Origin of the sequence: Streptomyces sp. WM4235 (genome assembly GCF_001279725.1) — a bacterium.
Taxonomy (GTDB): Bacteria; Actinomycetota; Actinomycetes; order Streptomycetales; family Streptomycetaceae; genus Streptomyces.
Genome location: NZ_LGDE01000429.1, coordinates 1 through 19,246, shown reverse-complemented (window position 1 = coordinate 19,246; position 19,246 = coordinate 1). Strand labels below are relative to the sequence as shown.

Here is a 19,246-nt window from a genome sequence, read left to right as displayed (position 1 = left end):
GGTTCGGCCCGCCCGGCCCTCGGTCGGGCGGGGGGGCGCCCGGCCCGCGCGGGGCGCCGCCCCGGCGCGTCGACGGCGCACCGGCACCCGAAGGCCGCCATGCGTGGGTGGCCCCTGCGAGGGCTGATCTATATTGGTCGGGCTGTCCGCCCGTTCCGCTGCGAAGAACAGACAGCCGGAGTCGCTCCGAGGGGGGACGATGCGTCACACCGCGGGGTAGACCCGGCACCGTCATGAAGATCGGAACGGTCGGCGTGGTCCGAGGGCCATTCCCCGCGCCGTCTCCGCGGCGGACGCACGCAGTGGCTTCGGATCCGTCACCCGCGCGGTCGCCGTGCATCTCCCGGTGGAACGGGACAACTCGACGAATGGCTTGCACGTGCAGAACGACAGACTCAGGCCTCGTGGTGCGACCATCACGGGTCAACCCGTCGACCAGGGACCGGGGTCCGTCGGCCTGTCCGTGGTCATCCCGGCCTACCTGGAGGAGGAGCGGCTCGCTCCGACCCTGGAGGTGGTCCGGGCCTACCTCGACGCTCACGTCGGCAGCGGCCCGGAGGACTGGGAGGTCATCGTCGTCGACGACGGTTCCCCGGACCGGACCACCGCCATCGCGCTGAAGGCCGGTGTGCAGGAGCACCGGATCCGGCTCGTGCGGTCCGAGGAGAACAAGGGCAAGGGCAGTGCGCTGCGCCTCGGCGTGGGCACCTCGCTGGGCCGGCGGGTCCTGGTGATGGACGCGGACCTGTCGACCCCGATGGAGGAATTGGCCGGGTTGGAGAAGACGCTGGCCGACGACCCGCGGCTCGCCGCCGCCATCGGCTCGCGCGCCCACCGCGACTCCACCGTGGAGCGGCAGCAGAGCGCGCTGCGCGAGGTGCTCGGCTGGACCGGCAACCGGGTCATCCGGCTGGTGGCCGTCCGCGGCATCCGCGACACCCAATGCGGATTCAAGCTGTTCGACGGGGACCAGGCCCGCGCCGCCTTCGGCGCCTCCCGGCTCGACGGCTGGGCCATCGACGTGGAGATCCTCCAGTACTTCCGACGCAAGGGGTGGCCGGTGGCCGAGGTACCCGTCCGCTGGGCACACCAGGACGGCTCCAAGGTCCGCTTCCCGGACTACGTGCGCACCCTGGGCGAACTGGTCCGCCTCAATGCCCACGGCATCCTCGTGGCCGCGCTGTACCTGTTCGCCGCGTTCTTTCTCTACAAGGGCCTGTGGGCGGATCCGGACGGGGCGATCCTGGCCCATTCCCTCCAGGACCAGAACCAGTGGGAATGGTTCTTCGGGGTCACCGCGGACAATGTCGCGCACCTGCGGAACCCCCTGTTCACCGACTTCCAGAACATGCCCGACGGCGTGAACCTGATGGGCAACACGGTGATGCTCGGCCTGTCCGTGCCGCTCACCCCCGTCACGCTGCTCTTCGGTCCCACCATCACCCTCGCCCTGGTGTTCACCCTCGGCATCGCCGGGACGGCCTGGGCCTGGTACTGGCTGATCCACCGCAGACTGACGGAAAAGCGCTGGGCCGCGGCCGTCGGCGGCGCCCTGGCGGCCTTCGCGCCACCGATGGTCTCGCACGCGAACGCGCATCCGAACTTCGTGGTCCTCTTCATGATCCCGGTCATCATCGACCGGGCCCTGCGGCTCTGCGAGGGCAGGAACGTCGTCCGTGACGGCATCCTGCTGGGACTGTTCTCCGCGTACCAGGTCTTCCTGGGCGAGGAGCCGTTCCTGCTGGCGGCGATGGGCATGTTGATCTTCGCCCTCGTCTTCGCGCTGTACGACCGCGAGAGCGCCCGCACGGCCGTCCGCCCGCTGGGCGAGGGACTGGCCATCGCCGCGATCGTCTCCGTGCCGCTGGTCGCCTTCCCCCTGGCCTGGCAGTTCTTCGGGCCGCAGAGCTACCACTCCGTGCTGCACGGCGAGGGCGGCGCCGGCAACCCGCTCGGCGCCCTCGCCGAGTACTCGGCCCGCTCGCTGTTCGGCGACGCCGAGACGGCCGGCAAGCTCTCGCTGAACACCACCGAGCAGAACGCCTTCTACGGCTGGCCGCTGATCGCCCTGGCCGCCGGGATCACCCTGTGGCTGTGGCGCCGACCCGCCGTCCGCGCCCTCGGCCTCACCGCCCTCGCCGCGGCCGTGCTCTCCCTCGGCCCCCAGGTCCGGATCGAGAAGTTCGACGTCACCCTGCCCGCGCCCTGGGCACTGCTGCGGCACCTGCCCCTGCTCGAATCGGTCATCGAGGGCCGGGTGGCCATGGTGTGCGCGCCGGTCTTCGGCATGCTGATCGCCCTGGCCCTCGACCGGATCGGGGGCCTGCGGGCCCGCGAACACCGCGTCGTCGGATACCTGGCCGTGGCCACCGCGCTCGTGCCGATCCTGCCGCTCCCGCTCGTCACCGCGGACCGCGAGCCCGTGCCGGCGTTCATCGCCGAGGGCCACTACAAGGACTACCTGGAGGACGGCCGCTCCCTCGTCCCGGTGCCGCTCCCCGACCCCGGCTCCGCGGCCGCGCTGCGCTGGCAGAGCGGTACCGGCTTCGGCTTCAAGCTGGCGGGCGGCTACTTCAACGGACCGGCCGGCCCCGACCGCGTCGGGATCTACGGCGCGAAGCCGCGCATGCTGTCCGACCTGCTGCGCGACGTCCGCTGGGGCGCCGCCGGCCCCTCGGAGGTCCCCCCGCGGTTGCGGGACCAGGCACGAGCGGACCTCGCCCACTGGAAGGCGGGCCTGATCGTCCTCCCCGTGACCCAGGAGCGCGCCCCCGAACTGCGCGGCACGCTCACCGCCCTGCTCGACCAGGAACCGCGCAAGGTCGCCGACTGCTTCATCTGGCAGGTCGCCTCCTCCTGACCCGTCCGGCCCGACGCCCGTCCGTACCACCGCCACACCGGTGGGACACGCACTGCGGGGCCCACCCCCGGTCGGGGGTGGGCCCCGCAGTGCGTGTGGCGGGAGAGGCGACCGGGGCCGGTCGACGTCGGCGCCGCCGGTCAGCCGGTGGCGGCCGGTGCGGCGGGGACGGGATCGCTGTTCCCCTCGCCCTTGGTGGCCTGCCACGCCTCCTCGTCCGCGCCCCGCCGCCAGTAGCCGGACACCGACAGCGAAGCGGGCGGAAGGGCGCGGTCGACCCGCAGGTACCGGCGGAGCTCCCGGACGAAGTGCGCCTCGCCGTGCACGAAGACCTGCGGCGATCCGGCGGGGAACTCCAGCCCGGTCACCGCCTCGACCAGGGCCTCGCCGACGGGCCGCGCCCCGCGGTGCAGCCAGGTCGTCTCCACCCGGGCCGGCGAGGAGAGCGGCTGCTCGTCCGCCGGGCCGTCCACCTCGACGAACGCACGCACCACGGCGTCCGCGGGCATCGCCTCCAGGGCCGCCGCGATGGCGGGCAGGGCGCTCTCGTCCCCGGCGAGCAGGTGCCAGTCGGCCTCGGTGTCCGGGGCGTAGCCGCCGCCCGGCCCGGAGAAGACCACCTCGTCGCCCGGTTGGGCCGCCGCCGCCCAGGGGCCCGCCACTCCGGCGGTGCCGTGGACCACGAAGTCGATGGTCAGCCGCCCGGTCCCGGCGTCCCAGTCGCGCACGCTGTACGTCCTGGTCCGCGGCCATTCCTCCCTCGGGTGATCGCGGCGGATCGCGGGGATGTCGGTGGGGTCCGCGTACTCCACGCCCGGCGGCGGGAAGTGCATCTTGACGTAGTGGTCGGTGAACCGCCCGGCGCTGAACTCCCGGAGTCCTTCGCCGTGCAGGACGATCCGGACCATCGCGGGTGCGATCCGCTCGGTCCGCAGGACCCGTCCGCGGTGGACGACCCTCTTCCTCGGTTGTGCTTCAGGCATTGCCGTTCCTTTTCGGTGGTTCAGCCGGCGACGGGCGCGGAGTCCGCCGCTGCGGCCTGTTCGATGGCGGTGTGCCGGCGGTTGATCATGGGGCCGAGGGCGCCGACCGTGAGTGAGGCGGCCACACCCGCCACGGCGGCGATCCACCAGAGGACGGCGGGACCGGCGTGGGCGTAGACCGCGGTGCCGGCGGTCAGCGCGGTGAACCGGGCGATGCCGCAGGCCCACTGGAAGGCTCCCTGGTAGCGGGCCCGCGCGTCCTCCGGGGCGATGCTCTGGATGATCGACGAGTGCAGGCCCCCGAGGGACGCCTCGCCGAGGGACCACAGGGCCACCGTACCGGCGTACGCCCAGGGGGTGTCGGCGACACCGGTCAGCGCGACGCCGAGGGCGACCAGGACGCTGGCCGAGACGTAGACCGGCAGCGGCTTCACGTCGGCGAGCACGGCCGTCGCGATCGGCTGCAATATGACGACCAACGCGGCGTTGAGCGCGAACATCAGGCCGAGGACGGTGGGGGAGAGGCCGTCGTCGCGGATGGCGAGCGGCAGGCTCGCCTCGATCAGGCAGTAGATCGCGACGGAGGTGGCGAACAGCGGCAGCAAGCCCCGCATCAGACGGTCCCGGTAGACCACGCCGTAACCGGCCCCGCCGGCGCCGGCCTTGGGACCGGCCGCCTTCGGGCCGGTTCCCCGGGGCAGCATCGTGGCCGCGATCACCGCGTAGACGAGCGAGGTCGCCGCGTCCACCGTGAACAGCAGCCAGTACCCCTTGGTGGCCAGGAACCCGCCGAGCATGCCGGCGCCCGCCGTACCGATGTTGACCGCCCAGTGGACCAGCGAGAACGCGGCCCGGCGCCGGTCCTTGTCGACCGCGTCGGCGACCAGCGCGGAGGCGGCCGGACCGACGAGGCTGCCGGTGACGCTCAGGAGCGCGGCCGTGAGCATGAGGCTCAGCAGGTTCGGGGCGACGAACAGCAGGCCGTGCGAGGCGGCGACACCGACGAGTCCGATGACCATCGTCGCGCGCCGGCCGCTGCGGTCGGCCAGGAAACCGCCGAGGAGCGGGCCGACCAGGTTGCCGGCCCCCAGGGCCCCCAGCACGTAGGGGACGTCGGAGGTGCTGATCCCGCGCGATCCCAGGTAGTAGACCAGGAAGGGGGTGACCATGAAACCGAGTCGGTTGACGATCGTGCCCGCGAAGACGATCCAGGCTGTGCGGGGCAGCCCACTGAAGGTGGAGAGCATGTGCCGGATCCTCCCGCCGCTGTACGCTGAAGGCCATTGATTAAGAAATGCTTGAATCCATGGGGTGGTTGTCGTGGCGGAGTTGGCGTTCTCGGCAAGTGACCTGGCACAGATGCGGTTCGCCGTCTCTCCGATGTGGGAGGTCGTGACCAGCTTCCGGTTGCTGCGCTCCGGCCTCGCCCACCCCGTCCACGGGCCCTGGGTCGAACAGGTGCGGCCACGCGTCGAGGCGGCGGGCCTGGACCGGGGCTGGCTCGCCGAGCTGATCCCGCCCGCGCGCTACCTCCCCGACTTCCTCACCCCCGCGCCCCCCGGCGCGGCGCCCACCCTCGTGGAGGAACTGGCGGCGATCCGGGAGGAGCCGGACGAGCGGGTCCGCCAGGACCTCGACCACTTGGAGAAGCACATGAGCTCGCGCGGGCCCCGGTTGCGGGCCCTGTACGCCGAGCCGCGGCCCCAGTTGGCACGTGTCTGCGAGGAGATCGAGGCGTACTGGGAACTGGCGCTCGCCCCCTACTGGGCCCGGATCCGGACCGTGCTCGAAGCCGACGTCTTCCACCGGGCCCGGCAGGTCGCCGAGCACGGCGCCGGCCGCCTCTTCAACGAACTCCACGTGTCGCTGAGTTGGGTCGACAACGGGCTGCGGATGGTCCGCCGGCAGCGGACCCTGTCCCGCAAGACGGCGGGCGCGGGCCTGCTGCTGGTCCCCTCGGCCTTCGCCGGACCCCGGGTCCTGACCCGGGTGAGACTGCCGGATCCGCCCCAACTCGCCTACCCGGCACGGGGGATCGGCCCGCTGTGGGAGTCCCGGCCGGTCGCCCGGACCGACGCCATCGCCGCCGTGCTCGGCCGCTCACGAACCCTGCTGCTGACCGAGCTCGACGCTCCGGCGTCCACCACCGAACTGGCCCACCGCACCGGCATATCCACGGCCGGGGTGTCCCAGTACCTCACGGCGCTGCGCGACGCGGGTCTGGTCAGCGCCCACCGGGCCGGCCGCTCGGTGCTCTACGCCCGCACCACCGTCGGGGAATCCATCCTCGCCGGCGCCCCCACCTGATCGGCAAGCCCCCCAGGACCGAGAGGACCGACCGACCCCCCATGGAACCCGACCCGCTCGCCACCCGGCTCTCGGCCGTGGTCGGGGACGCCCACGTGCTGACCGACCCGTCGCTGCGCGCCTCCCACGAGAGCGATTTCACCGGCCGCTGGGTCGGCCGGTCCCGGCTGGTGGTGCGCCCCGCCGACACCGCCCAGGTCGCCGAGGTGATGCGGTCGTGCCACGCCGCAGGCGTCCCGATCGTCCCGCAGGGCGGCAACACCGGCCTGGTCGGCGGCTCGGTCCCCGACCCTTCCGGAACCGAAGTCGTCCTCTCGACGCGCCGGCTCACCGCACTCGGACCGATCGACGTGGCCGCGCGCCGGGTCACGGTCGGCGCGGGCGTCCCGCTCGCCGCGGTGCGGCGGCACGTCGCCTCGCGGGAGCTGGAGTTCGGGGTCGACCTGGCCTCCCGTGACTCGGCCACCCTGGGCGGCATGATCGCCACCAACGCGGGCGGCGAACGCGTCGTGCGGTACGGCACCACGCGCGCCAACGTCGTCGGAGTGGAAGCGGTCCTCGCCGACGGCAGCGTCCTGGACCGGCTGGCCGGTCTGCCCAAGGACAACACCGGCTACGACCTCACCGGCCTGCTGGTCGGCAGCGAGGGCACCCTGGCCGTCATCACCCGGGCCCGACTCGCACTGGTCCCGCACCTGCCCCGACGGGTCACCGCCCTGCTCGCCCTCGACTCGCTCGACGCCGCCGTCAGTCTCCTGACGGACCTGCGCCGGCTCGAATCCCTCGAACTGGTCGAGTTCTTCACGGCCGACGGCCTGGCCCTCGTCCTGGACAAGAGCGGACTCCCCGCTCCCTTCCGCACCACCCACCCCGTCTACCTGCTGGTCGAGTGCGCGGGCCGGCGCGGCCCGGCCGAGGAACTCGCCGACGCACTGGAGAAGGCGCCCGCACGGGAGGTGGCCGTCGCCCGGACGGCCTCCGACAGCCGCCGGCTCGCCGCCTACCGCGAACGGCACACCGAGTCCCTGAACGCCGCCGGGATCCCGCTGAAACTGGACGTCACCGTCCCCCTCGCCGATCTCCCCGCGTTCGCCGCCGAGCTGCCCGCCCTGCTCGCCGGCCGGGCCACGCCGTACCTTTTCGGCCACCTCGCCGAGGGCAACGTGCACGTCAACCTCCTCGACGTCGCGCCGGACGACGAGGAGGCGGTCACCGAGGCCGTGCTCGGCCGCGTGGCCGCCGCCGGCGGCAGCATCAGCGCCGAGCACGGGATCGGCCGGGCCAAGTCCCGCCACCTGCACCTCACCCGGTCCGCCGCGGACATCGCCGTCATGCGTTCCGTGAAGGCGGCCCTGGACCCCGACCACCTGCTCAGCCCGCACACCCTCTTCCCCGACCGCGACTGACGCCCCGAGGGCGGGGCCCGACCGACCGGCCCCACCGCGCGCGAAGGCCCCCGACACCGTGTCACCACGGAGCCGGGGGCCGACGAGGCCGGTGGGCGGGGTCAGGCGCCGGAACCGGCCGTCTGGTGCAGCACCCCGCCCACGTGCGCCCCGTTCACCACGTTCACCACGACGTCCCCGGCGGCTTCCGGGATGGCCCGGACACTGGCGCCGGTGAAGCCGTTGACACCCGTGACCACGCCCCACACCGGCCGGAACCGACCCAGGGTGCCGTCCTCGTCCACGGGCACCGACTCCAGGACGGAGCGGATCCTGCGCTGGATGACGTACGGGCTCTCCAGCGCCAGGGCGATCTGCTCCCGCCACTGCTCGGGCGTCAGGTCGTCGGACCAGCCGAGTACGACCCCCTTGCCGCCGGACAGCGACGTCGGCTTCAGCACCAGGTCCGTCTGGTGCTCCACGGCGTAGGAGACGAGGTCGACGCGCTCACCGTTCTCCAGGGTCACCAGACCCGGCCGCACCATCCGCGTCCACGGCAGGATGCGGTCCAGACTGGCCAGCTCCTCGGCGCTGAACAGCCCGCGGTTCTCCTCGTCCGACAGCATCGCGAGGGCGCCCTTGCTGGCGTACGCGGTGGTGTCCAGCGGGGTGAAGATCTTGACCTCGCCCCGGTTCGCCGCGTCGAAGACGGGCGCGGTCAGCTCCTCCGCGCCGGGAGTCAGCAGGTCCCGGATCAGGAACGTGCGCACGATGATGTCCACCGGCTTCTCGCCGAGCCACACCCGACCGTCGCGCACCTCCAGCTGCCCGAGGTGGCAGGGGGAGGCGTCCAGGCCCAGTTCGCCCCAGCGCTCGCACAACTGCGTCATGTACGGGATCTCGTCCTCGAAGACGCTCGGCCACTCCGTCAGCGCGACCACCGGGCGGTCCCCCGGGGCGAACCCGCTCTCCACCAGGATGTTGTTGACCTGCTCGCGCAGCGAGTCCATGAAGGTGAGCCCGTGCCGCTCGGCGAACTCCGCGAGCACCGGGTGCGCGAGCAGCTCACGACACACGTCCACGTTGTCCATGCCGCCGACCGCGCTGCCGATGTTCAACTCCAGCAGCTTGAAGCCGGCCTCGTCGCAGATCAGGTCCGCCCGGGTCTGGCGGGTCATCCTCGCGCCCCGGTTGCGCATGACGGCGGCGACCTGCACCTCGTTCAGGCCGCCCGCGCTCGCGAACGCGGCGAAGTCCCCGCCGAAGAGGCGGTCGGGGAGGCTGGACAGGGCGTTCAGCAGGTTGTCCAGGTCACCCGCGAGTCGGGTGTGCTCGTCGCGGCCGAGGAACAGGGGCCGCGAGAGCCACGACCCCATGCCGTTGGGCTTGTCGCTGTTGAGGATCTTGTTCTGCGGCAGTCCTCCCAGCAGCTCGCTCGTCTTCAGGTTGCCGCCGGCCAGCTCGGCCAGGTACTCCTCGGTCAAGGCGACGCGATCCATGCGAACCTCTTTCTGACTTCTGTGCGATGTGGGTCGATTGGTTGTCAGGTGATGACCGGCGCGCGCCGATCGGTCGTGCCGGGGCCGGTCCGGCGGTCAGCGGCTCGCGGCGGCAGCCTTGCTCTCGACGGGCGGCGCGGGAAAGGCGACGACCTCCGGGCGCAGAGAGCGCTCGACGCGCAGGAGGAGGCCCGCGCCCAGCAGGGTCGTGGACGCGACCAGCACCCAGGGCAACCGGCCGTCGAGGGTGATCAGGGCGGTGAACAGGGTCGGCGCGAGTGCGTACGCCAGGGACCAGGACAGCTGGTACCCGGCGAGGTACCGCCCGCGCAGCGCCTCCGGCGCCGCGGCCTGGGCCAGCGAGCCAGAGAAGGTGCTGTGCACCATCTCGCCCACCGTCATGACGATCACGGCCGCCAGCAGCCCGGCCAACAGCACCCGCACGTTCTCCGGGCGCAGCGTGCCGAGCACGATCTGCCCGATGAAACCGGTCCCGAACAGCGCCGCCCCGGCCGCCGCCGCCCGGGTACGGGTCGTGAAGCGGCGCCGGGCGAAGGCGGCGACCGGCACGGAGACGGTGGCGCAGAGCGCGGTGTTGACCACGAACGCGACACCGGTGAGCCCCTGGGGCAGGTGCAGCCAGTCGACGGCGTAGACGGGCAACAACACGCTGAGCGAGGTGTAGCCGAACGCCACCAGCAGGTTCGCGAGGGTCAGCGTCAGGAACGGTCGGTCCTTGGCGACCAGCCGGTACCCGCCGCTCTTGTCGGCCCGGGCCCGGGCGGCCGGCGCGGTGATCGGCGTACGCGCGGCCAACACCGCCGCGACGAGGAAGCTCGCCGCGTTCAGGAAGGCGGCGGCGATGTAGCCGGAATCCCCCGACGTGGCGATGAGCAGCGAGGCGATCAGGGTGCCGATGCCCAGTCCGGCGTTGCCGAGGCTGCGGCTGAGCGCCTGCATCCGGTCCCGGTTCTCGCCGTCGACGAGTTCCCCGATCCTGGCCTGGAGGGCGGCGGGGAAGGCCCGGGTGCCGATCGCGGCCAGCATCGCCACCGCGGCGAAGGCGGGCAGCGAGTGGGCGAGCGGGAAGCAGGCGAAACTGAGCCCGCGCAGGACGTACAGGAAGAGTTGCACCCTCCGCGCGCCGAAGCGGTCGACGGCGATGCCCGCCACCGGCAGCGCGGCGATGCCGATCAGCCCGGTGACGGTGAGCACCAGGCCGATCAGCGCCAGCGGCAATCCGGTGACGTGGAGGAAGAACACCAGGCTGAACGGGACGTACATCCCGTTGCCGGTCGCGTCGATCGCGATCCCGGCGGCCAGGGCGCGCTCACCGGGAAACCGAGGGCGCAGGAAGGACATGGATCTCCAAAAGTGGGGTGCGGTGGCGGGAGGGGACCGCCGGCCAAGACGTCTCAGGTGATGTCGTAGAAGCCGTCCCCGTCCATGTACCGCGTGGTCAGCGCGTCACGGGCCACGGTGCTCGCGGTCTCGTGCAGCAGGTACACCCGCAGCGGGAACGTCCAGTCGTCGACGGACCGGAAGACGGGGTTGCCGGGGGTGACGCGGAACAGCACGTCGTGGAAGCTCTCCAGCGCCCGCAGTTCGGCCATTCTGGGGTACCCGACGAGCTCGCCCTCGGCCGGCGAGACCATGTTGACGACCCGGGCGTGCCGGTTCAGCTCGTAGCCGCTCTCCCACCGCTGCGCGAACCGCTCGGGATCGATGCACGCGTCGACGGTCCAGTCCAACTGGCTCTCGCCGATGGCCGCCTCGACCGGTACGTGCACATCGGCCCCGCAGACGCGGGTGCCCGTCTCCACCAGCCGCGGGCCCCGGGGCGTCAGCTTCAGCTCGGTGTGCGCCGGGCCGTTGCGGATGCCCAGCGCGTCGAGGACCAGCAGCGTGTGCTCCACCAGCTGCTCCTGCTCCACGCCGTGACGTGTCATCAGCTCGGCGCCGGCGGGCAGGTCCCGCACGCCGTTCGCGCTGAGGTGGTGCATCTTCCAGATGTCGCTGACGTAGTGCCGGCCGTCCAGGCTCACCGTGTTCACTATGTACTCGCTGCCGACGAGGTACTCCTGCGCCAGCACCGCGTGATTGTCCTGGTCCAGCGCGCTCGTGCTGCCGAGGAGGGCCTCGAACGCGGCCCGCACCTCCTCGACGGTGTCGCAGAAGTGGACGCCGTCGCTGCCCGCGCTGCTCACCGGCTTGAGCACCACACGGCCGTCGGCCTTCTCGTACCACCGCAGCAGGGTGTCCAGGTCGGCGGCCAGCACCTGGTCGGTGCCGGGGACTCCGGCCTCCCTGACCGTCTCGATCATGCGGTACTTGTCGCGGCGGGCCGCGCTCAGCGCGGTCCCGTTGCCCGGCAGGCCGAGTTCCTCGCTCAGCCGGTCGGCGAGGACGACCGCCCGCTCCACGCCGGGCACCAGCCCCTTGGGGGCGTGCGCGGCGATGGCCGCGGCCGTCCGGGAGACGTTCCCGTCGTGGACGATGTTGACGACGAAGTCCTCCGGCCGGAAGCTCCGTTCGTACGCGGGCGGAATCGTGGGGGTGCTCTGCACGTGGACGCAGGCGTAGCCCCGGGCCCGGAACAGCGGCGCCAGGCAGCGTGCGCTCGCGTACGCGTCGACGATCACGACCGTACGGGGAACGGTGTCACCACTCATTACTTACCTCAGCTGTGGATGTGGACGTGTGACGGAGCCGCGTCAGCCGACCGGCCTGGTCCTGATCTCGATGGCGGCGACCGTCTTCTCGCAGCGGGCGACGGCCTCGGCGGCATCGGCGCCGACGGCGATCACATGGCCGCAGACCCGGTCCACGGACCAGGTGAGCGGGGGCACCACGGTGCCGGGCACGGCCTGGACGGCGAGGGTGACGCCCTCCTCCACCTCGGTCGGCACCTCGACGTCGGTCACGATGCCCGGCTCGGCGATCAGGAACCTGATCGCCGCGCCCGCGGTGGCCTCGGGGACCTCGGGCTCCCACGCCTCCAGGCCGAGCGGCACCGCCACCGCGGCCCGGACCAGGTCCACGCCGTAGGCGAGGCGCACCAGTTCGGGGATGTTGTCGCCGCCCGCCCGGTTGTGCGACTCGATGATCCGCAGACCCGCGCCGGTGATCATGATCTCGGTGTGCGAGGGCCCTTCGACCAGGCCGACCGCGTCGAGCAGCCGCCCCGTCAGGTCCACGATCCCCGCCCGGGTCGCCTCGTCCACCCGGGCCGGGACGGAGTGGCCCGCCTCGATGAAGCCGGATCCGCCCTCGCCCAGCAGCTTGTCCGTCACCGCGACGACCGTGTGGACGCCGTCCTGCGAGAAGCCCTCGACGCTGACCTCGTGACCGGACAGGAACTCCTCGGCCAGCATGCGGCTGCGCCCGACCGCCTCGACCTTCCGCCAGATCTCCGGGACCCGGTCGGGCCCGTCGACCCGGTGGACGTCGCGGCTGCCGCCGTAGTCCAGCGGCTTGATCATCACCGGGCCCGCGAGTTCGGTGACGAACTCCAACAGCTCCGCCTCGCTCTCCACGACGCGGAAGCGGACGGGGGAGAGACCCACCTCGGCCAGCCGCTCGCGCATGGCGGCCTTGTCCTTGAGCAGCCGGACGGTCTCCACCGAGTTGCCGCCGAGACCGAACTCCTCGTTCAACCGGGCGGCGGCGACCAGGCCCAGCTCGGCGGGCGAGAAGAACCGCACCACCGGCTGCTCGGCGAACACCTCGCGACCGGCGGCGACCGCCGCCTCCTGGTCGACGAGCGGGGTGTCGACGACCTGTACGCAGTACGCGGCGGCGGCCTCCGGGTCGTACACGCCCGGGGTCTGGATCAGCACCACCTCGCAACCGAGGTCGGACGCGGACTTCAACACACTCGGTCGGCCGCCCAGCAGGGCGATGCGCGGAGCCATCTCGGAACCTTCCAGGGGGAGCGGTGTCGTGGGAACCATGCGTCAGCCCCCGATGAGGGTGACCGTGTCGCCGAACCGCATCAGGTCGCGGTACGACTCCGCGCGGGCGTGCCGCATCGTGCGCAGTACGGCGATGGCGCTCTCGGAGTCCTCGCCCTGCACGATCGAGCGGTCGTCGCCGACGAGCTTGGCGGTGATGATGACGTGCTTCTCGATGTCCTGGAGGTCGGCCTCCAGCAACGCGTCGCGCGCGGCGGCCAGTTCCGGATCGGCCGCGGCCAGCTTCGCGAACGGCTCCGCGGACACCTTGATCAGGTTCCGCATGGCCTTGCGGAAGGCCTTGTGTTCGGGCTGGGTACGGCCGGTGAGCGCGACCGGGCAGGCGGGCGCGGCCATGGTGGGCCGGACCACGGCGCCGTAGCAGGCCGCCGACATGTCCCCGGAGTGCAGCATCGCCGCGGTGAAACCGCGCACGAGGACGATGGCCTCCTCCACGGCGGCGAGCGCCGTGTCGCGGTCCAGCGCCTTCAGGGCGGTGATCGCCCGCGAGACGGCGTCGGCCGCCGCGAGGTTCAGGACGAAGTAGAAGTGGTGGGTGATGACCCATCGGGTCAGCTCGTCCGAGCCCACGGAGTACGGGGCGTCGACCTCCGCCGCGTCCTCGCCGGTCGGAGACGGCGCGGCGGGGGAGCCGTCGGCCGCGAGCAGACCGCGCAGGATCCGGACCATCGACAGGACCACGGCGGCCTGGTCGTTGAGGTCGAGCCGGGCCACGCGCAGGTCGGTGAGCGCCCGAGCGACGATCGTCGTCACCTCGGAGACGAGGCGGGCGTCGTCGATCGGCGCCGTCCTGACCCCGAAGTACTCGTGGTTGGGGACGATCGGCGTCAGCGCCGCGGCGTCCATGGGGGCGACGCGGGCCTCGGCGGCGAGCCGGCCCACCCCCTCCACCGCCGCGTCCATGGCCGCCGTCGCGGCCGGGCTCGCCCCCTGCGGGTCGAGCAGTGCGGCGTGCAGGTGCGTCAGCTGCTCGATCGCGGCGGTCAGGGCCGTCTCGACCCGCTCGGCGGGTCGGGCGGCGGCCCGCACCAGGTTGTTCGCGGGAAGCACCACGATCGGGATGTCAGGGCAGGCAGCAAACATGTCGGTCACCTCAGAACGTTCGGAATTGCCGTGGGGAAGGCCGGGCGCGGGCCCGCGGGTGTCAGGACGGCGCGGCGAAACCGCGAGCCTCTTTGAGGAACTGCCCCAGATAACCGTCGTGCGGCAGGAACGGGTCCTTCCACCAGCCGGGGACCCTGCCGTGCAGCACGGTGCGGACACCGGGGGACTCCAGGGCCTCGGCGACGAGCGCGGAGTCGTCGGTGAGCAGGGTCAGGGCCAGCGAGTCGTCCAGCGGGCCCACCCCCTCCGAGCGCCGCCAAGGGGCCACCCACACGCAGGGGAAGGGGAGTTCGGTCGCCAACCCCGGATGGTCGGAGCGGTCCACGCACATCACGGCGGGACGCAGCGCCACCGCGTCCGCGGCGACGAGCGGCAGCGGACCGTCCTCGTGGTGGCGCGCGACCAGGTCCGGCGCGCCCGCCGCGGCCAGGTCGAGGGCCGCCCGCAGGCCTTCCCCCTCCCGCCGCGGTCGTACGGGCAGGACCGCCCGGTCGTCGGTGACGGGGTGGGCCGGGAGTCCGGCAAGGCGCTCCGCGAGGGCCTCGGCCAGTGCCCGGTGATCGCCCGAGGTGAGGACGGCGGTGGTGTTCGTGCAGCGCACGCCGCCGTCCGCCGAGATCTCGGCCACCAGGTGGTCCAGGGTCGCCTCGTCGAGCGGACCGTCCACGAGGATCTTGCTGCGGCCGGGGCCGCGGACCAGTACCCGGTCGTTGCCGCGCAGCCGGGCCACGGTGGACTCGCTGCCGTAGACCAGCGACAGGTCGGCGGTCTCCACCAGGGTGTCGGCGGCGGCGTGGGGACCGGGCAGCAGACTGATCCAACCCGGTTCCAGACCGGCCTCCAGCAGCGCCCGCACCAGCCGCAGCGGGGTGAACGGGTCGCGCGCCCCGGGGCGCACCAGGACCTTGTAGCCCATGGCGATGGCCTGGAGCCACGCGCCGTGCGTGGCCGGGTGGTTGCTGGGGGCCACGACGCCGAAGACGGAGCCGCGGCGGACCCACCGGGCGGTGGCACCGGCTCCGACCGGCGCCTGCCGGTCGACGACCTCGCCGAGCCGCGCGCAGTCGTCGCCGATGCGGCCGAGCGTCCGCCGGGCCACGTCGACGGGAACACCGGAGGCCAGCGCCTGGACCCGGCAGTACTCCTCGGGCGTCACACCGCCCAGCGTGGCCGAGCCGAAGAGGGCCCCGGCCTTGGCGAGCACCGCCAGGCGTTCGTCCGGTGCCATGCGCGGCGCCTGGCGCATGGCCTTCACGGTCAACCTCGTCACCAGGGCGGGCGCTTCGTGGACCGTGGCGAGCGGGACGCCGTCGACGCCGTTCAGGACGCGGGTGTCCCGGGAGGTCCGCTCCCGTCCGTCCCGGAGCACGGGTATGGCGAGCGTCATGTCAGACCAACTCCTCGGGTACGGGCCGGGCGAGACCGGCCGTCCGGATCGCCCGTGGCGGGCAGCCCACGGCCCCGGCCCCGGTGGGGGCGGCGGCCGTGGACCCGCCGGTCATGCGAACTCCCTGTGCGCGCGGGCTGTTTCGGGGCTTCGGGAGCCTCAGAACTGCCATCCGTCGAAGACCACGGCACGCGACGGGGCGGCCTCCACACCGGCGACCTTGATCGGAAGCGCCATCAACTGGACGATCGGGTTGGTGATCTGGTCGAGGCTCTGGATGTTCTCCAGGATCGGGATGCCCGCGGCCAGCAGACGGCGGTGCACCTGGCCGCTGCGGTCGTCGGGGCGCTCGGTGATGCAGTCCATCCCGACGAGGGTCGCGCCGTTGTCGACCATCCAGTCGGCCGAGGACAGGGTGAGGTACGGGGGCTTGTCCCAGTAGTCCTCGCGGCCCAGGTAGCGGTTCGGGTGGTCGGTGCGGATGAGCAGCCGGTCGCCGGGCTGCCACACGTCGCGCAGCGCCTCCTCCAGGTCCTCGCCGGTGACCGGATCCAGATCCCGCTTGTGCGACAGATCGGCCACGCACGCGCGGCCGACGAAGGTCTCCAGGGGGACCTCGTCGATCTTCTCGCGGTCCTCGAAGAAGTGGTACCCCGACTCCACGTGTGTCCCGTTGTGCGGGAATATCTGCAGATCCGAGAATGTCCGCCCACCCTTGGCCGGGTCCGTCTCCGGGGTCATGGCCCGACGGATCCCGAATTTCGGGTACCAGGGGGCGTCGTAGGAGGGCATGCCCTCGTGCCAGCCCTGGCTAATGTCAATCATCTTCACGATCTACTCCATTGATCAAGCGGCGTACATCTCGGCTCCCGCTCTCGCGGGAACATTGCGGAAGCTAGCACAGCGGTCGGCGAGGCAATGGCGGTGAGCCATGTCGCTTAAGTGACCAAAGGGAGAAGTCCCGGGTGTGCTGTCGCCTTCACCGCGGCATGACTTTCTACCACAGTGGAAGGGGTCGGACTACAGCCTGCCAGGCACTTCTTTATGGATTTAACGCTTCCATTTGTGTGGGCCCCAACCCCGTTGTCTACGAACGTTTCTGGCCATGAACGCCCGCTGTCCTGAAACGAGTTACGGAGGAGCGGGCTCCATTTCTAGCGGTTGCTCGCCCAAATATCTGTGCGCTAGCCTCGCCGCAATCTGAAGTGCGAAATCCCGGCGATTGATCCCATGGAAGGCATCATCGTGATTGTGGTATTGCGTCCGCACGCCACGCGTGAAGAGATTGAATCCGTGAAGGAAATGCTTCACGCCCATGGATTGTCCGCCATGGAGAGTTCGGTAATGGATTCCTCAATGCTCATCAGTGAGGGAACCGGAACTTCCGAATTGATTTCTATTGTCGAAAATCTGCCGGCCGTGGAGCGCGTCGTCGTGGTCCCGGGCGTGCAGCGACTGACCAGCAGGGTCTTCCGGCCGGAAAATAGCCACGTGCGGGTGGGCGCCCTCACGAGTGCCGTCTTCGGAGGGCCGGAATTCGTCGTCATCGCCGGCCCGTGCGCGGTCGAAAACGTGACGCAGATGAATGCGGCCGTCGACACCGTCGTCGGAAGCGGCGCGGTCATGCTGCGCGGCGGCGCGTTCAAACCGCGTACTTCCCCCTACAGCTTCCAGGGGCTGGGACTCGCGGGCCTGACCCTCCTCGCGGAGCAGCGCAAGCGCACCGGCCTCCCCGTCGTCACCGAGGTGGTCACGCCGAAGGACGTCGAGTTCGTCGCCGAGGAGAGCGACATGCTCCAGATCGGCACCCGCAACATGCAGAACTTCGAGCTGCTCCGCGAGGCCGGCGCCTCCGGTCGGCCCGTCCTCCTCAAGCGCGGCATGTCCGCCACCATCGAGGAGTGGCTGCTCGCGGCCGAGTACCTGCTGCACGTGGGCAACGGCGACGTCGTCCTGTGCGAGCGCGGCATCCGCAGCTACGACCGCAGCACCCGGTTCACCCTGGATCTCAGCGCCGTGGCCGAGGCGAAGCGGCTCACGCACCTGCCGGTGATCGTCGACCCCAGCCACAGCACCGGAAAGCCCCACCTGGTCGCGCCGATGTCCCTGGCCGCGGCGGCCTGCGGCGCCGACGGCCTGATCATCGACGTGCACACGGACGCGCGCAACGCGATGTGCGACGGAGCCCAGGCGCTCAGTGGTGAACAGTTCGCCGACGTCATGACCCGGCTCACGCCCGTCGTGGAAGCCGTCGGCCGGACGATGGCGCCCACGCGGGCGCACTCCCTCGCCTCGGTCTGACCCGCCCCCTCCTGGAGACAAGAACATGTTGGACGACACCGTCGAACCCTTCACCGCCGATCTCGCGCCGGACGAGTTCATCCGCGCCGCCATGCAATGGCACTTCTCTCCCGCGACCGGCTCCCCGTACTGGGTGAAGCGCGCCGCGGCGCTGGACTTCGACCCGCTGACGGACATCAGGACCTGGGAGGACCTCGCCCTCTTCCCCGACGTCAGCGAGGAATGGCGGGACATACCCGTCGACGCGCTCGTCCCGGCCGGAATCGGCCGGCAGGGCTGGGACTTCCAGGTGTTCGACAGCGGCGGCACCACCGGCCGCCCCAAGCGCATCGTCGAATCCCGGTCCCGCCGCAACGGCGTCCTGTGGGTCAGCGAGGTCCTCGCCGACCACGGCATGCCCGGCGAGGGCGACGGCCACTGGCTGCACATCGGCCCCACCGGACCGCACATCGTCGGACGCTCCGTCGGCCTGCTGGCCCAACAGCGCGGCACCTTCTGCCACTACATCGATTTCGACCCGCGCTGGGTCAAGAGCAGCGTGAAGCAGGGGCGCGCCGAGGAGGCGGGCCGCTACGTCAAGCACATCCTGGCGCAGGCCCAGGACATCCTGGCCACCCAGCCCGTCTCCGTGCTCTTCGCCCCCCCGCCGGTCCTGGAGGCCATCGCCGCCGACGAGAAACTGCTCGACCTCGTCCAGGACAAGGTGCGCGGCATCATCTGGGCCGGCACCAGCGTCAGCCCCGAGACCCTCAGCGTCTTCGAGGAGGAGCTCTTCCCGCAGGCCACCGTCGTCGGCCTGTACGGCAACACCATGATGGGCATCGCCCCGCAGCGCCCCCGCACCGGCGAACCCGACGAGGAACGCTGCGTCTTCGTGCCCTTCCACCCGTTCAGCCGCGTGACGGTCGTCGACCCCGACAACACCGACACCCAGGTCGGCTACGGCGAGCGCGGCCAGGCCCGGATCAGCCTCGTCTCCCGTGACCTGCTGCTGCCGTGGACCCTGGAGCGTGACTCCGTGCTCCGCGTCACCCCGACGTCGAAGTACCCCCAGGACGGCCTGGCCGATGTCCAGCCGCTCACCGTCGAAGGCGGCCCGACCGCCATCGAAGGGGTGTACTGAGCATGGCGACACCCTCCCTGACCGCGCCGCAGTCCCTCTCGGCGCCGGACTCGCTCACCGCGCCACGGTCCCTCACGGACCCGGCGGCCGACCCGGCGATCACGCCGGCGGTCGCCGCCCCGGTGGCCACCCTGCCGCTCACGCCGCCGCTCGGCGCCCCGGTCGAGCCCGCGCCGTACGACCGCGCCCTCGATCACCGCGACCTGGAGAGCCTGCTCGCCACGTTACGGCTCGCCCCCCACCGGCCCCGCCACACCGGGGCCCTCCCCCTCCCCCGTTGGGCCCCCCCCCTGTCCCTCGTCCCCCCCGGCGACACACGGCAG

The 19,246-nt window shown here is 71.8% G+C and carries 14 protein-coding genes and 1 pseudogene; 6 read left to right on the top strand and 9 right to left on the bottom strand.

Annotated elements, in window-relative coordinates:
- The first annotated feature begins 379 nt into the window (after nt 1-379).
- Nucleotides 380-2,860 carry a dolichyl-phosphate beta-glucosyltransferase gene (locus ADK55_RS26320; RefSeq protein WP_420713685.1) on the top strand — a complete coding sequence of 827 codons (2,481 nt, stop codon included), beginning with the start codon at nt 380-382 and terminating at the stop codon, nt 2,858-2,860.
- A 140-nt stretch (nt 2,861-3,000) separates the two neighbouring features.
- Here ADK55_RS26320 and ADK55_RS26315 read toward each other — a convergent pair whose 3' ends face one another.
- Nucleotides 3,001-3,843, bottom strand: coding sequence for a siderophore-interacting protein (locus ADK55_RS26315; RefSeq protein ID WP_053682290.1), 843 nt, complete (start codon nt 3,841-3,843; stop codon nt 3,001-3,003).
- 20 nt (nt 3,844-3,863) lie between these two features.
- Nucleotides 3,864-5,090, bottom strand: a complete 1,227-nt coding sequence (locus tag ADK55_RS26310; protein WP_053682289.1) for an MFS transporter — start codon at nt 5,088-5,090, stop codon at nt 3,864-3,866.
- Nucleotides 5,091-5,202: 112 nt separating this feature from the next.
- Here ADK55_RS26310 and ADK55_RS26305 point away from each other — a divergent pair, with 112 nt between their 5' ends.
- Nucleotides 5,203-6,150, top strand: a complete 948-nt coding sequence (locus ADK55_RS26305; RefSeq protein ID WP_199826629.1) for an ArsR/SmtB family transcription factor — start codon at nt 5,203-5,205, stop codon at nt 6,148-6,150.
- A 41-nt stretch (nt 6,151-6,191) separates the two neighbouring features.
- The gene (locus tag ADK55_RS26300) at nt 6,192-7,556 is read left to right on the top strand and encodes an FAD-binding oxidoreductase (RefSeq protein ID WP_053682288.1); all 1,365 of its coding nucleotides are present in this window, start codon (nt 6,192-6,194) and stop codon (nt 7,554-7,556) included.
- Between the two features lie 101 nt (nt 7,557-7,657).
- On the opposite strand, the gene ADK55_RS26295 is transcribed toward ADK55_RS26300, so the two are convergent.
- The 7 genes from ADK55_RS26295 to ADK55_RS26265 form a co-directional block, all read right to left on the bottom strand.
- Nucleotides 7,658-9,034 carry a hypothetical protein gene (locus tag ADK55_RS26295; RefSeq protein WP_053682287.1) on the bottom strand — a complete coding sequence of 459 codons (1,377 nt, stop codon included), beginning with the start codon at nt 9,032-9,034 and terminating at the stop codon, nt 7,658-7,660.
- Nucleotides 9,035-9,130: 96 nt separating this feature from the next.
- Complete coding sequence (locus ADK55_RS26290; protein ID WP_053682286.1) at nt 9,131-10,396, bottom strand: MFS transporter; 1,266 nt, start codon at nt 10,394-10,396, stop codon at nt 9,131-9,133.
- Between the two features lie 53 nt (nt 10,397-10,449).
- Nucleotides 10,450-11,706, bottom strand: a complete 1,257-nt coding sequence (locus ADK55_RS26285) for an ATP-grasp domain-containing protein (RefSeq protein ID WP_053682285.1) — start codon at nt 11,704-11,706, stop codon at nt 10,450-10,452.
- Nucleotides 11,707-11,748: 42 nt separating this feature from the next.
- Complete coding sequence (locus ADK55_RS26280; protein WP_053682284.1) at nt 11,749-12,948, bottom strand: ATP-grasp domain-containing protein; 1,200 nt, start codon at nt 12,946-12,948, stop codon at nt 11,749-11,751.
- Between the two features lie 42 nt (nt 12,949-12,990).
- Nucleotides 12,991-14,091, bottom strand: a complete 1,101-nt coding sequence (locus ADK55_RS26275; RefSeq protein ID WP_053682308.1) for a hypothetical protein — start codon at nt 14,089-14,091, stop codon at nt 12,991-12,993.
- Nucleotides 14,092-14,152: 61 nt separating this feature from the next.
- On the bottom strand, nt 14,153-15,499 hold the full coding sequence (locus ADK55_RS26270; RefSeq protein ID WP_053682283.1) for an aldehyde dehydrogenase family protein: 1,347 nt from the start codon (nt 15,497-15,499) through the stop codon (nt 14,153-14,155).
- Between the two features lie 159 nt (nt 15,500-15,658).
- On the bottom strand, nt 15,659-16,324 hold the full coding sequence (locus ADK55_RS26265; RefSeq protein ID WP_234350249.1) for a cyclase family protein: 666 nt from the start codon (nt 16,322-16,324) through the stop codon (nt 15,659-15,661).
- A gap of 405 nt (nt 16,325-16,729) precedes the next feature.
- On the opposite strand from ADK55_RS26265, the gene aroF reads away from it, so the two are divergent.
- The 3 genes and pseudogenes from aroF to ADK55_RS26250 form a co-directional block, all read left to right on the top strand.
- A complete protein-coding gene (aroF, locus tag ADK55_RS26260; RefSeq protein WP_078999423.1) occupies nt 16,730-17,800 on the top strand; it encodes a 3-deoxy-7-phosphoheptulonate synthase in 1,071 nt (356 codons plus the stop codon).
- Nucleotides 17,801-17,825: 25 nt separating this feature from the next.
- Nucleotides 17,826-18,923, top strand: a complete 1,098-nt coding sequence (locus ADK55_RS26255; RefSeq protein ID WP_053682280.1) for a phenazine biosynthesis protein — start codon at nt 17,826-17,828, stop codon at nt 18,921-18,923.
- Nucleotides 18,924-18,925: 2 nt separating this feature from the next.
- Nucleotides 18,926-19,246 (top strand): annotated as a pseudogene (locus ADK55_RS26250) (hypothetical protein); the annotation flags it as partial.

Bases quoted from the DNA above. Each gene is read 5' to 3' on its own strand.
- aroF (WP_078999423.1), top strand. From the start codon at position 16,730: ATGGAAGGCATCATCGTGATTGTGGTATTGCGTCCGCACGCCACGCGT.
- ADK55_RS26275 (WP_053682308.1), bottom strand. From the start codon at position 14,091: ATGTTTGCTGCCTGCCCTGACATCCCGATCGTGGTGCTTCCCGCGAAC.
- ADK55_RS26305 (WP_199826629.1), top strand. From the start codon at position 5,203: ATGCGGTTCGCCGTCTCTCCGATGTGGGAGGTCGTGACCAGCTTCCGG.
- ADK55_RS26290 (WP_053682286.1), bottom strand. From the start codon at position 10,396: ATGTCCTTCCTGCGCCCTCGGTTTCCCGGTGAGCGCGCCCTGGCCGCC.
- ADK55_RS26295 (WP_053682287.1), bottom strand. From the start codon at position 9,034: ATGGATCGCGTCGCCTTGACCGAGGAGTACCTGGCCGAGCTGGCCGGC.
- ADK55_RS26280 (WP_053682284.1), bottom strand. From the start codon at position 12,948: ATGGCTCCGCGCATCGCCCTGCTGGGCGGCCGACCGAGTGTGTTGAAG.
- ADK55_RS26300 (WP_053682288.1), top strand. From the start codon at position 6,192: ATGGAACCCGACCCGCTCGCCACCCGGCTCTCGGCCGTGGTCGGGGAC.
- ADK55_RS26285 (WP_053682285.1), bottom strand. From the start codon at position 11,706: ATGAGTGGTGACACCGTTCCCCGTACGGTCGTGATCGTCGACGCGTAC.
- ADK55_RS26315 (WP_053682290.1), bottom strand. From the start codon at position 3,843: ATGCCTGAAGCACAACCGAGGAAGAGGGTCGTCCACCGCGGACGGGTC.
- ADK55_RS26270 (WP_053682283.1), bottom strand. From the start codon at position 15,499: ATGACGCTCGCCATACCCGTGCTCCGGGACGGACGGGAGCGGACCTCC.
- ADK55_RS26265 (WP_234350249.1), bottom strand. From the start codon at position 16,324: ATGATTGACATTAGCCAGGGCTGGCACGAGGGCATGCCCTCCTACGAC.
- ADK55_RS26310 (WP_053682289.1), bottom strand. From the start codon at position 5,090: ATGCTCTCCACCTTCAGTGGGCTGCCCCGCACAGCCTGGATCGTCTTC.
- ADK55_RS26255 (WP_053682280.1), top strand. From the start codon at position 17,826: ATGTTGGACGACACCGTCGAACCCTTCACCGCCGATCTCGCGCCGGAC.